Origin of the sequence: Pseudochrobactrum sp. sp1633 (assembly GCF_030376605.1) — a bacterium.
In the GTDB taxonomy this organism is placed as follows: domain Bacteria; phylum Pseudomonadota; class Alphaproteobacteria; order Rhizobiales; family Rhizobiaceae; genus Pseudochrobactrum.
In genome coordinates, this window is the sequence record NZ_JARRAE010000001.1 from 87,078 (window position 1) to 99,419 (window position 12,342).

The 12,342-nt window shown below is 51.4% G+C and carries 11 protein-coding genes; 10 read left to right on the forward strand and 1 reads right to left on the reverse strand.

Annotation, left to right across the window (positions count from 1 at the left end; translation table 11 throughout):
* Window positions 1–154 precede the first annotated feature (154 nt).
* The 5 genes from P8H26_RS00425 to recJ all read left to right on the forward strand — a co-directional run bounded on the left by P8H26_RS00425 (window position 155) and on the right by recJ (window position 8,061).
* Complete coding sequence (locus P8H26_RS00425; protein WP_289630902.1) at window positions 155–1,348, forward strand: LL-diaminopimelate aminotransferase; 1,194 nt, start codon at window positions 155–157, stop codon at window positions 1,346–1,348.
* 105 nt (window positions 1,349–1,453) lie between these two features.
* Window positions 1,454–2,773 carry a homoserine dehydrogenase gene (locus P8H26_RS00430; protein ID WP_289630903.1) on the forward strand — a complete coding sequence of 440 codons (1,320 nt, stop codon included), beginning with the start codon at window positions 1,454–1,456 and terminating at the stop codon, window positions 2,771–2,773.
* Window positions 2,774–3,209: 436 nt separating this feature from the next.
* On the forward strand, window positions 3,210–4,733 hold the full coding sequence (locus P8H26_RS00435; protein WP_289630904.1) for an ABC-F family ATP-binding cassette domain-containing protein: 1,524 nt from the start codon (window positions 3,210–3,212) through the stop codon (window positions 4,731–4,733).
* Between the two features lie 287 nt (window positions 4,734–5,020).
* A complete protein-coding gene (gene glpX / locus P8H26_RS00440) occupies window positions 5,021–6,010 on the forward strand; it encodes a class II fructose-bisphosphatase (protein ID WP_289630905.1) in 990 nt (329 codons plus the stop codon).
* Between the two features lie 248 nt (window positions 6,011–6,258).
* The gene (recJ, locus tag P8H26_RS00445) at window positions 6,259–8,061 is read left to right on the forward strand and encodes a single-stranded-DNA-specific exonuclease RecJ (protein WP_289630906.1); all 1,803 of its coding nucleotides are present in this window, start codon (window positions 6,259–6,261) and stop codon (window positions 8,059–8,061) included.
* A 34-nt stretch (window positions 8,062–8,095) separates the two neighbouring features.
* Here the strand turns inward: recJ and gloA are convergent, their stop codons facing one another.
* Window positions 8,096–8,536, reverse strand: a complete 441-nt coding sequence (gloA, locus tag P8H26_RS00450) for a lactoylglutathione lyase (RefSeq protein ID WP_289630907.1) — start codon at window positions 8,534–8,536, stop codon at window positions 8,096–8,098.
* Between the two features lie 219 nt (window positions 8,537–8,755).
* On the opposite strand from gloA, the gene P8H26_RS00455 reads away from it, so the two are divergent.
* The 5 genes from P8H26_RS00455 (at window position 8,756) to P8H26_RS00475 (ending at window position 12,296) form a co-directional block, all read left to right on the forward strand.
* A complete protein-coding gene (locus P8H26_RS00455) occupies window positions 8,756–9,337 on the forward strand; it encodes a cold-shock protein (RefSeq protein ID WP_289630908.1) in 582 nt (193 codons plus the stop codon).
* An 88-nt stretch (window positions 9,338–9,425) separates the two neighbouring features.
* On the forward strand, window positions 9,426–9,908 hold the full coding sequence (locus tag P8H26_RS00460; protein WP_289630909.1) for a DUF192 domain-containing protein: 483 nt from the start codon (window positions 9,426–9,428) through the stop codon (window positions 9,906–9,908).
* Between the two features lie 53 nt (window positions 9,909–9,961).
* Window positions 9,962–10,741: an alpha/beta fold hydrolase gene (locus tag P8H26_RS00465; protein ID WP_374708192.1), complete on the forward strand. Its 780-nt coding sequence runs from the start codon at window positions 9,962–9,964 to the stop codon at window positions 10,739–10,741.
* Between the two features lie 236 nt (window positions 10,742–10,977).
* Window positions 10,978–11,802, forward strand: a complete 825-nt coding sequence (cysE, locus tag P8H26_RS00470) for a serine O-acetyltransferase (protein ID WP_289630910.1) — start codon at window positions 10,978–10,980, stop codon at window positions 11,800–11,802.
* A 281-nt stretch (window positions 11,803–12,083) separates the two neighbouring features.
* Complete coding sequence (locus tag P8H26_RS00475) at window positions 12,084–12,296, forward strand: DUF3126 family protein (protein ID WP_113944874.1); 213 nt, start codon at window positions 12,084–12,086, stop codon at window positions 12,294–12,296.
* Window positions 12,297–12,342 lie beyond the last annotated feature (46 nt).

Sequence of the window (12,342 nt, forward strand, 5' to 3'; positions counted from 1 at the left end):
GAAAAACGGGTGTTACCTGTGCGGGAAATGGTTCATTGAACTATTTCTTATCCCGCTTCGATTTCCCTGAAGCTGAGCTGATATAAAAAGCAGTTTTCTGATCTCAGGAAATATGAAAATTGCTCTGCAACATTTAATCAAACGGAAGAAAGATATGTCGGAAGAATTCCATAAAATCCGCCGCCTGCCACCTTATGTCTTCGAACAGGTTAATCGCCTGAAGGCGAGTGCGCGAGCGGCCGGAGCCGACATTATTGATCTTGGCATGGGTAATCCTGATCTGCCGACCCCGCAGAGCATTATCGACAAGCTGTGCGAAGCTGTGCAGGATCCGCGCTCGCACCGCTATTCCTCGTCCAAGGGTATTCCGGGTTTGCGCAAGGCGCAGGCTAATTATTATGCACGCCGTTTTGGCGTGAAGCTCAATCCGGATACCCAAGTGGTAGCAACCCTCGGCTCCAAGGAAGGCTTCGCCAATATGGCGCAGGCAATTACTGCGCCGGGCGATGTTATTCTTTGTCCTGATCCGACCTATCCGATTCATACATTCGGCTTTGTCATGTCCGGCGGTGTTATCCGCTCAATCAGCGCTGCGCCTGATGATGATTTCATTACGGCGCTGGAGCGCGGGGTCAAACACTCTATTCCAAGCCCGATTGCGCTGATTCTGAACTTTCCGTCCAATCCGACGGCACATGTGGCGACACTCGACTTCTATAAGGAAGTTGTGGCCTTCGCCCGCAAGCACAATATTATCATCCTGTCAGATCTGGCCTATTCGGAAATCTATTTCGATGAAAACAATCCGCCGCCATCCGTTTTGCAGGTTGAAGGCGCTATGGATGTCGCCGTTGAATTTACGTCTATGTCGAAGTCTTTCTCTATGGCAGGCTGGCGTATGGGCTTTGCGGTCGGCAATGAAAAGCTGATTGCGGCGCTCACAAGGGTGAAGTCCTATCTGGATTACGGTGCTTTCACGCCGATTCAGGTGGCCGCAACGGCAGCACTGAATGGTGATGGCAGCGACATTGAATATGTGCGCAATGTTTACAAAACACGGCGTGATGTGTTGGTTGAAAGTTTTGGCCGCGCAGGCTGGACTATTCCGGCGCCTGCGGCGACAATGTTTGCGTGGGTTCATATCCCTGAGCGCTACCGCGCAATGGGCTCATTGAATTTTTCCAAGTTGCTGATCGAAAAAGCGGATGTAGCTGTTGCGCCCGGCCTTGGTTTCGGTGAACATGGGGATGAGTTTGTGCGTATTGCACTGGTGGAGAACGAACATCGTATTCGTCAGGCTGCACGTAATATCAAACGCTTTCTGGGGAATGCTGACGGAGCTGCCTGATAAAAGGGCGGCTTCAGGGGATTGTCCTGAGCCAAGCGAATAAAGTGAGGCGGGAGCATACAGTTTCCGCCCGTTGAATTAAGTATATATTGCTGAGGCACGATAATGAGTAATGCATTGCGGATCGGTGTCGCCGGACTTGGCACCGTAGGGGCATCGGTTTTGCGCATCTTGCGCGATAAAGCCGAAATGATGACAAGGCAATGCGGACGCGAAATTGTAGTGACGGCGGTCAGCGCACGTGATCGTGCGCGTGATCGCGGTATTGATCTTGGCAATATTGAATGGTTTGACGATCCTGTCGCTCTGGCGCGGTCAGAGAATATTGATGTTTTTGTTGAGTTGATCGGCGGATCAGAAGGCACTGCGCGTGCAGCCGTTGAGGCAGCGCTGAATGCCGGTCGCCATGTGGTGACAGCGAATAAAGCACTGCTGGCCTATCATGGCGTGGAACTGGCCAAAATCGCGGAAGCCAAAGGCGTGCTGCTGAACTTTGAAGCAGCGGTCGCCGGCGGTATTCCGGTGATTAAGGCAATGCGTGAATCGCTGACCGGTAATACTGTGTCGCGCGTTTACGGTATTATGAACGGTACCTGTAACTATATCCTGACCCGTATGGGTGAGGAGGGGATTTCCTTCACCGAATGTCTGAAAGATGCGCAGCGTCTGGGTTATGCGGAAGCTGATCCGACATTTGATATTGAAGGCAATGATACAGCGCATAAGCTGGCACTGCTCACCAGTATTGCATTTGGTACGCAGATTGCGGCGGATGATATTTATCTGGAAGGGATCAGTAATATTTCGCTCGCGGATATCCGTGCAGCGGAAGAGCTTGGCTATAAAATCAAATTGCTCGGCGTGGCTGTGAAAACTGAAACCGGTATTGAGCAGCGCGTGCACCCAACACTGGTGCCGACATCATCTGTCATTGCGCAGGTGCATGGCGTAACCAATGCGGTTGCCATTGAAACGGATTTGCTGGGTGAGTTGTTGCTGTCAGGCCCTGGTGCCGGCGGTAATGCAACGGCCTCTGCTGTGATCGGTGATATTGCGGATATCGGCAAGAGTCGTCCGGGTTTCCAGCATGGACCGGTATTCGGCACTCCTGCGAAGGATCTGAAGCCGACAGCGCGCGCGAAAATGCGCTCTCATGCCGGTGGTTATTTCATTCGTCTGAATGTGCATGACCGTGCCGGTGTGTTTGCAACAATCGCAAAACGCATGGCGGAAAATGACATTTCTCTGGAATCCATTGTTCAGCGCGGAACTGGTGCGAATATGCAGGAAACAGTGATTAAGACGGTTGTTTTGGTCACGCATGCAACAACAGAATCGGCTGTAAAGCAGGCTTTGAAAGCGATTACCGAAGACGGTGATCTTTATGATAAGCCGCAGATGATCCGTATCGAGCGCGCGGGTTAAGCAAGGTCTGGAGCGTATTCCGAGACGTGTGAAGCGCTTTTCGGATCAAGATATGCGTAAAAATAGTCTGAAAAGAGCCGCCGTGATCTGTGATCCGGCGGCTTTTTTGTTTCTGCATCTCCGGTATCTTGTCATCAAACTGTGTTTTTGATAAAAATGATCTCGGTTTCAACCGCAGCTCAGAAAAGGAGGGCCGTAAGATGTTTACACTGCGACATCAGCATCATCACACTTTCGGTCCTGATTTCGCCCTGCATCAGTAATTTGTGCAGGGCCGATTAAGACTGTTAAATCTGTCTTCATCAGCCTTTTTTAAAAGGTGCAGTTTTGCATGCGCAATCCCGCATCTGATTTCAGTCATTCCTGCCGTCATGATTTTACACCTGTGGAGGTGTTTCGACGTTGCGCGGATATGGCAAAATCCTGAGTTGAATCTATGTCTCTTCTTAATTTACAAAATCTTTCTCTCAATCTGTCTGTTGATCTGTTTCGTAATCTGAGCCTTGTTGTCGGCGAGGGCGAACGGCTCGGCATTGTTGCGGCCAACGGACGCGGCAAATCCAGTCTGATGCGTGTCATCAGCAGCGAATTGGAACCGACTGACGGCATGGTGACGCGTGCCCGCGGGTTGAAAACCGGCGTGGTGCCGCAATATGTGCCGCAGGACTGGATGGATGTATCATTATATAATGTTGTGCTTGGCGGGCTTGATGAGGATGCGCAGCAGCATGAAAGCTGGCGCGTTGATATTATTCTCGATGACTTGAGCGTGCCGCCGGATATGCGCGACCGGCCAATGCGTAATCTGAGCGGTGGCTGGCAGCGTCTTGCGCTTTTGGCGCGAACGCAGATTGCCGAGCCGGATTTGCTGTTGCTGGATGAGCCGACCAACCATCTTGATCTGGAAAAAATCCACTTGCTTGAAGGCTGGCTGAATGATCTTCCGCGCTCAACAGCGGTGATTATGTGCAGCCATGACCGTGCGTTTTTGGATGCGGTGACCAAGCGCACGCTGTTTTTGCGCCCTGAAAATTCACAAATCTATGCGTTGCCTTATAGCAAAGCCCGTATCGCACTGGATGAGGCCGATGCAGCAGACGCGCGCCAATATCAGAAGGATATGAAGACAGCACAGCAATTGCGCAAACAGGCGGCCAAACTCAATAATATCGGGATCAACTCCGGCAGTGATTTGCTGGTGATTAAAACCAAGCAGCTGAAAGACCGTGCGGAAAAACTGGAAGATGCGGCTAAGCCTGCCCATCTGGAACGCTCTGCCGGTGCAATCAGGCTGGCTGGTCAGAGCAGCCATGTGCGGGCGCTGGTGACGATTGATAATCTCGATGTGGTTACGCCCGATAATCGCGTACTTTATAAAACCGGCCGGTTATGGATTAATCCGGGGGATCGTATTGTGCTGCTCGGTGCCAATGGTACGGGCAAAACGTGCTTGCTGACGATGGTGCGTAATGTGATTACAGGCGCTTTACCGGAAAGCGCGGCGCTGAAAGCCACGCCGTCATTGGTGCTGGGCTATAGCGATCAGGCGCTGTCGGAGCTCAATGACAAGCATACACCGCTTGAGACGATCACCCGCCGTTTTGACATTGGTGATCAGAAGGCGCGCACGTTGCTGGCCGGTGCAGGCATGAATATTGATATGCAGGGCAAGGCGGTTGCGCACCTTTCCGGTGGGCAAAAGGCGCGACTGGCTATGCTGGTGCTGCGTTTGACACATCCGAATTTCTATATTCTTGATGAGCCGACCAACCATCTGGATATTGAGGGGCAGGAGGCACTGGAGGCAGAATTGCTGAACAGTGACGCCGCTTGTCTTCTGGTGTCCCATGACCGCAGTTTTGTGCGCAATACCGGCAATCGTTTCTGGCAGATTATGAAAAACAAGCTGGTTGAGGTTGAGACGCCGGAAGATTTTTTCAATCAAAACACGTCAGCATAGTCTGAAACCTGTGGACCTCTGATAACAGCGGCGTATTTAAACAAAATGCGCCGCTGTTAATACTGAATTTAAAAAGTGATATTTTTCAACGCACATTAATCGATTTACATTTTGAAACAGTCGCTTTGTCTCTTGCAGCGCGTGCGCGACTTTGACAAAAGATGACGACCGTGCCTGACAATCCGCTGTCATTATTAACAGTTAAGGATGATCCTGCTATAGAATGCAGGAAAATCGTCTGTCTGATTGCAGGCATATCTTTCGATAACGAATTTAGGACTGTTTAAATGGCCAATTCTGCAGAGCAGACTCCACAGGGTCTCGACCGTATTCTGACACTTGAGCTGGTTCGCGTGACTGAGCGCGCCGCTGTGGCTGCTGCCCGTCTGCGTGGCCGTGGTGACGAAAAAGCTGCGGATCAGGTTGCTGTTGACGCGATGCGTAAAGAGCTGAACCGTCTGCCGATCTCCGGTACTGTTGTTATCGGTGAAGGTGAACGCGACGAAGCGCCGATGCTCTATATCGGTGAAGAAGTCGGCACCCGCAACGGCCCTGAAGTGGACATCGCGCTTGACCCGTTGGAAGGCACCACAATCTGCGCTAAGAACCTGCCAAACTCATTGGCTGTTGTAGCGATTGCTGAAAAAGGCAACCTGCTTTACGCGCCAGACGTTTACATGCAGAAAATCGCTGTTGGTCCGGGCTACCCGCGCGGCGTTGTGGATATTGATGCTTCCGCCACTGAAAACCTGAACGCACTGGCAAAAGCCAAAGGCGTTAAGGTCAACGAAATCACCGCCTGCATCATGGACCGTCCGCGTCACGCACGCCTGATCGAAGAAGTACGCGCAACCGGTGCAGCAATCCGTCTGATCGGTGACGGTGACGTTGCCGGTGTTATGCACACCACAAACCCTGATGAAACCGGCATTGATATTTATATCGGTATCGGCGGCGCGCCTGAAGGCGTTCTGGCAGCAGCAGCTCTGCGTTGCATCGGTGGCCAGATGCAGGGTCGTCTGCAGTTCAACTCGGACGAACAGATCGCCCGCGCTCTGAAAATGGGCATCACAGACCCGAACAAGGTCTATCTGATGGAAGAAATGGCGAAAGGCGACGTGCTGTTTGCTGCCACCGGTGTCACCGATGGTAACATGCTCTCCGGCGTTAAATTTGCCCGCGACTATATCCAGACCCACACCATCGTCATGCGTGCTCAGTCACAGACTGTGCGTGAGATTAAGGCGCGTCATCAGGACCTCTCCAAGTTTCTGTAATAAAAAACATCAGGGTTGGTCTGCAAATGGCGATTTCTGTGCTTCCGGTGCTCACGTACTATAAGTACGCTCCGCTCCGGTTCTCGAAATCACCATTTTCGCCGCAACCTGATGATTTTTAGCCTTGGCGCTACAGGGACAGCTACGAGAGTGGCACCACAATTAAATTCTGCTATAAGGCGACATTGAAAAATGTCGCCTTTTGCGTTTGTAAAAACCCAATGCCAACAGGAGTTGCCCGCGTGGATATGAGTGAGCGTTTGTTTCTCGGAATACGTTCTTCTGCAACGGGCATGAAATGGGTTGATCGTTTAGGTCTGCGTGAAGCCAATACCGCACTCGCCATCGCCCAGAATTATGGTATCCCCGATCTGGTTTCCCGCGTTATGGCAGGGCGCGGCGTCGGGTTGGAAGCCGCTGAAGAATTTCTCAATCCGAGCATCCGCTCCCTGATGCCTGATCCGCTGACATTGACCGATATGAAACAGGCGGCAGTCCGTATTGCTGATGCTATTCAGCGCCGTGAGAATGTTGCGATTTTCGGCGATTATGACGTGGATGGTGCTTGTTCATCGGCGCTGCTGTCCCGCTTCCTCAATGCGTATGACATCAGGAATGTCATTTATATTCCTGACCGTATTTTTGAAGGTTATGGCCCTAATCCCGATGCGATGCGCGAGCTGGTCGGTAAAGGCGCATCGCTGATTGTGACTGTCGATTGCGGCACCAATAGTGCTGTGTCGATTACCGCTGCGAAAGAAGCGGGTGCTGATGTTGTGGTTCTGGATCACCATCAGGTCGGTGGTGCCTTGCCGGAAGATGCTGCCGCTATTGTGAACCCGAACCGTGAGGACGATATTTCAGGGCAGGGGCATCTTTGTGCTGCGGGCGTTGTCTTTATGACCTTGGTGCAACTGGCGCGGGAATTGCGCGAGCGTGGTATCAAAGCAGCTCAAGGCACGCCGGATCTGCTGGGTTATCTCGATCTTGTAGGCTTGGCTACGGTTTGTGACGTGGTGCCGCTGATTGGTGTGAACCGCGCTTTTGTGGTCAAAGGTCTGCTTGCTGCCCGCAATCAGAGCAATGCAGGTTTGGCGGCACTTGCGCGGGTTTCGCGTATCGGTGAGCCGCTCAATAGTTTCCATTTCGGCTTTCTCATTGGCCCCCGCATCAATGCGGGTGGGCGTATCGGTAATGCTGCTCTGGGTAGTCGCTTGCTCACACTGGACGATCCGGTTGAAGCCAATACCATTGCCGAGGAGCTGGACAGGCTGAATGCCGAACGTCAGGCGATGGAAGCGGTGATGTTGCAGCAGGCAGAAGCGGAGGCTTCAGCCGAACTTTCCGGCAAATCGGGGCCTGCGGTATTGGTAACCGCGAATGAAGACTGGCATCCGGGCATTGTAGGCCTGCTGGCTTCCCGTCTGAAGGATAAGGCGAAACGTCCGACCTTCGCTATTGCCTTTAACGGTAATGGCGTGGGCACAGGATCAGGGCGCTCGATCAGTGGTTTTGATCTTGGCAAGCTGGTGCGCAAAGCCGTTGAACAGGGATTGCTGGTCAAAGGCGGCGGTCATGCCATGGCGGCGGGCATCACGGTGGAGAAATCTAAGCTGGGTGCTTTGCGGGCTTTCTTCGAGGAGCAGGCTGCCGAGCAGGTGGATGAACTGCGTGCTGAGCAAATTCTGGCAATTGATGGCGCTGTTTCAGCCACCGGCGCCACCGTTACGCTGTATAATGCGCTGGAAAAAGCAGGGCCTTATGGTGCAGGCCATGTGCAGCCGCTATTGGCGCTGCCGAACCACACAATCGCAGATGTGCGTGTTGTCGGGCGCGATCATGTGAAAGTTGCTCTGAAAGGTTTGGACGGTAAACGCGTTGACGGTATCGCTTTCCGTGCGGCCGATAGTGATCTTGGGCGTTTCCTGTTCGATCAGGCCGGACACATGGTTCATGTCGCCGGCCATTTATCGCTCAATCACTGGAACGGTTCTGTTTCAACACAGATCCGCATTGTGGATGCGGCGAAAGTTGATCTGTCGCGCCAGTAAAACAGTTGGCTTGCCAACTACTTTATAACACTGCTTACCAACTGCCGGTATTCTCCATCGATACCCAAGGCTCTTGCGGTGCCAGTCTTTCGCCTTTTTGCAGGATTTCAATGGAAATACCGTCCGGCGATTTAACAAAAGCCATGCGGCCGTCGCGTGGCGGGCGGTTGATGGTGATGCCTTTGTCTTTCAGGTTCTGGCAGAATTCATAAATATTGTCGACTTCATAGGCGAGATGGCCGAAATTGCGTCCGCCGGTATAGGTTTCCGTATCCCAGTTATAGGTTAGTTCCAGCTCCGGTGCGCGCGTGCTTTCCGCATTCGCCTGATCTTTCGAGGCGCTGAGGAAAATCAATGTAAAACGACCTTGCTCGCTTTCAGTGCGACGGGTTTCCACCAGCCCGAATTTATTCACGTAAAAATCCAGCGATTTATCAATATCGCGTATGCGAACCATCGTATGCAAAAAGCGCATGTTCATCTCCTGTAGCGTCCTGTCATTTGAACTAGTTGATTCACTATAAATGTCTATGAACTGTGACAGTTCATTGTTATTTTCGTATGCACACGCATAAAGTCTGTGATCGAAGCGGTAATTATGAAAGTTTGCTCTTGCCGGATACGGTTAAGGAAGTGTTATCTTGGAACGAAGAATCAACCTGATTTGCCCGGCAGATGAAAGGAGGAGCGTGCCATGACTGACAAGTCTTTGTCCCATGAGTCTGTGGACGGTGCGAACTCCGCTGAAACGGCTACGGATATCGTTGAGATTTCCGGTGTTATTAAATGGTTCGACGTAGCAAAAGGCTACGGTTTTGTTGTGCCTGATCAGGAAGGCTACGGCGATATTCTCGTTCATGTAACAACATTGCGTCGTGACGGTTTTCAGACCGCTCAAGAGGGCGCGCGACTTGTTTGCGAAATTCGCCGTGGCGAGCGCGGCTGGCAGTGCTTTCGCATTTTGTCGCTTGATCTTTCTGATGTTGCACATCCTTCAACTTTGCCGCCTGCACGCACCCATGTGGTTGTTACACCGTCAAGCGGTTTGGAACGCGCTATCGTCAAATGGTTCAACCGCACCAAGGGTTTTGGCTTCCTCAGTCGTGGTGAGGGAACGGAAGATATTTTCGTGCATATGGAAACGCTTCGTCGTTTCGGTATGATGGAGCTGCGTCCGGGACAAGTGGTTCTGGTACGTTTTGGCGATGGTGATAAAGGCCTGATGGCTGCAGAAATTCATCCGGATATTGGCTCCCCTTTCACAAATCCTCATTGAGAAACCGGTCGCTGACCGGTTTTTTCATATGTGCTATTGCTATAAAGATTGCTGCTTTCCGAAACGGCTTTGAAATACGGATTGTCCGATGAAACAATTGTTTGCTTGTTTTGTATTTGTTGTGGCGCTTTTTTGCGGCAGCCTGTCTGCTTTTGCGCAGCAGGAACCCTTGCGTGTTCCGGTTGATGCGCAGGCTTTGAAAGTGCTCACTGCATCGGGTGAAAAAAGCTTTGCGCTGGAAATTGCTGATACAGATCAGAAACGCAGTGCCGGATTGATGTATCGCACGGATTTACCTGCTGACCGCGCCATGATCTTTGTTTTCGGTGAAGAGCGACAGGTGATGATGTGGATGGCCAATACGCCGCTGCCGCTGGATATGCTGTTTGTTCGCAAGGACGGGTCGATTGCGCGTGTTGCCGGAAATACCAAACCGTTCTCGGAGGATATTGTTTCCTCCGGTGAGCCGGTGGCTTATGTCATAGAAGTGAACGCGGGCATTGCCGCGAAACTCGGCATCAAGGCTGGCGATAAGGTGCGGCACCGGATAATATGCGGGCAATGTCAGTGAATTTGAGTCCTGTTGCGCTAAACAGGGCGGAAGATAAATCTCGGAAGTGAACTATGGTCGTGAATGTGAATGAAGTCCGTTATTTTGAACATGACGGATTAAAGCTGGCTTATCGTGACGAAGGACAAGGTGAACCGGTTTTATTGATCCATGGGTTCGCATCTTCCGGCATGGTCAACTGGCTCAATCCGGGTTGGATCAAAACACTGACCGATGCAGGCTATCGCGCGATTGCGATTGATAATCGTGGGCATGGCCGCTCTGACAAGCCGCATGATCGTGAACTTTACTATCCGTCACTCATGGCGGCTGATGCTGTTGCCCTGCTCGATCATCTGAATATAGATAAAGCCCATGTTATGGGGTATTCAATGGGCGCGCGCATCAGTGCTTTCGCGGCGCTGGAGCACCCGCCGCGGGTGCAAAGTCTGGTTTTTGGCGGCTTAGGCATCGGTATGGTCACCGGAGCCGGTGACTGGGATCCGATTTATGAAGCGCTGCTGACAGACGATGTGGATGGTATTACCAATTCGCGCGGTCTGATGTTCCGCAAATTTGCTGATCAGACAAAGAGCGACCGTTATGCCCTTGCTGCCTGCGTTATTACCTCGAAAGAGCTCATTCCCGCACAGGCTATGGCAATGATCAGCCAGCCGGCGCTGGTTGCCGTTGGCACCAAGGATGATATTGCCGGTGATGCGCAGGATCTGGCTGATCTGATGCCGAATGCATCTGCGGTGGATATTCCTGATCGTGATCATATGCTGGCGGTCGGCGATAAAGTTTACAAGCAGGCTGTGCTGGAGTTTTTGAAAGCGCATCCTATCGTTTGATCGACCTGAAACAAAATGTGCCGGTTTTTATTCGTTTTGCAATATGAAATAACGAACAAGACCGGCATGGCTCTTTGCATTCCGATGAATGCGGTTTAAACTCCGATCAGTTAAAGACGCATACTGTATTTTTGGGTTTTTGCAGTTTCTGGCAGATGAGCGGCAATAAAAACAGCTGAAGACTGGTTTTGATCAAGACCGGTTCTTATCTGTAAAACTGCTGCAGGAGTAACGATATGGCCACACCTAATCCGGTTTCAGTGAGCAAGATCGTCGATCATATGGATCCGATCTGGTATTCTGTGCGTGCTGAGGCTGAAGCTGCGGCAGTTAAAGAGCCGTTGCTGGCGGCATTTTTGTATTCTACGGTGCTCAATCAGAATAGTCTGGAAGATGTGGTGATGCATCGCATTTCCGAGCGCCTCGGCCATGCGGATGTGGCTGCTGATTTGTTGCGCCAGACTTTTGTGACGATGAGCAAGGCTTCGCCGGAATGGTCACAGACTTTGCGCATTGATTTGCAGGCGGTTTATGACCGCGATCCGGCGGCTAACCGTTTTCTTGATCCTTTGCTCTATATGAAGGGCTTCCATGCTATTCAAACGCACCGTCTGGCGCATTGGCTGTGGAAGGAAGGCCGCAAGGATTTCGCCTATTATCTGCAGAGCCGCTCGTCTTCTATTTTTCAGACGGATGTTCATCCGGCTGCAAAATTCGGCAGCGGAATTTTTCTCGATCATGCAACCGGTCTCGTTGTCGGTGAAACGGCGGAGATCGGTGATGATGTTTCCATTCTGCATGAAGTGACGCTTGGCGGTACGGGTAAGGCAGGCGGTGATCGCCATCCGAAAATTGGTCGCGGTGTGCTGATCGGTGCCGGTGCAAAAATTCTTGGTAATATTACTGTTGGTTCATGCTCAAAAATTGCTGCCGGTTCGGTGGTTGTTAAAGCGGTTCCGGATAATGTGACTGTTGCCGGTGTTCCGGCCAAAGTGATTGGCGGTTGCGATTGTGCAGAGCCGTCGCGTGCTATGGATCAGCTGATTAACGCGGCTGAGTAAGGAGCGCATCCCGAAAAGTGTGAAGCGGTTTTCGGATAAGATGCGCGTGAGAATAGGGTGCGCATCCCGAAAAGTGTAAACGCCTACGCAGGGAAATCAGTTCGCCGGACTGATTTCTTATCCTGCTTCGATTAGATAAGATGCGCGTAAGGACAAGAAGACAGCGCATTTCCGATATTTCAAGGTCAACCGGAAATGCTCCAAGCGACATGTTGCCTCTTTACATATCGGGCACAGGGGCGCATGAGACAGCCCCGTCAAAATGAAACAGGAGAATCCGTTTGAAACCCGAAGAAATTAAGAAACTGGACGCCTATTTCAAGCGGACTTTCGATAATCAGGGCCTCGCCGTTAAAGCACGTCCGCGTAAGGATGACTCCTGTGAAGTTTTTCTTGATGATGAGTTTTTGGGCCTGATTTACAAAGATGAAGATGAGGGCGAATTGTCCTACAACTTCTCTATGGCCATTCTGGATATTGATCTGGAAGGCTAAGAATTTTAGCTTTTGCGCCTTTTCAGGTGTAAAACATTAATATAAA

Bases quoted from the DNA above. Each gene is read 5' to 3' on its own strand.
- P8H26_RS00425 (WP_289630902.1), top strand. From the start codon at position 155: ATGTCGGAAGAATTCCATAAAATCCGCCGCCTGCCACCTTATGTCTTC.
- P8H26_RS00430 (WP_289630903.1), top strand. From the start codon at position 1,454: ATGAGTAATGCATTGCGGATCGGTGTCGCCGGACTTGGCACCGTAGGG.
- P8H26_RS00435 (WP_289630904.1), top strand. From the start codon at position 3,210: ATGTCTCTTCTTAATTTACAAAATCTTTCTCTCAATCTGTCTGTTGAT.
- glpX (WP_289630905.1), top strand. From the start codon at position 5,021: ATGGCCAATTCTGCAGAGCAGACTCCACAGGGTCTCGACCGTATTCTG.
- recJ (WP_289630906.1), top strand. From the start codon at position 6,259: ATGAGTGAGCGTTTGTTTCTCGGAATACGTTCTTCTGCAACGGGCATG.
- gloA (WP_289630907.1), bottom strand. From the start codon at position 8,536: ATGCGCTTTTTGCATACGATGGTTCGCATACGCGATATTGATAAATCG.
- P8H26_RS00455 (WP_289630908.1), top strand. From the start codon at position 8,756: ATGACTGACAAGTCTTTGTCCCATGAGTCTGTGGACGGTGCGAACTCC.
- P8H26_RS00460 (WP_289630909.1), top strand. From the start codon at position 9,426: ATGAAACAATTGTTTGCTTGTTTTGTATTTGTTGTGGCGCTTTTTTGC.
- P8H26_RS00465 (WP_374708192.1), top strand. From the start codon at position 9,962: ATGGTCGTGAATGTGAATGAAGTCCGTTATTTTGAACATGACGGATTA.
- cysE (WP_289630910.1), top strand. From the start codon at position 10,978: ATGGCCACACCTAATCCGGTTTCAGTGAGCAAGATCGTCGATCATATG.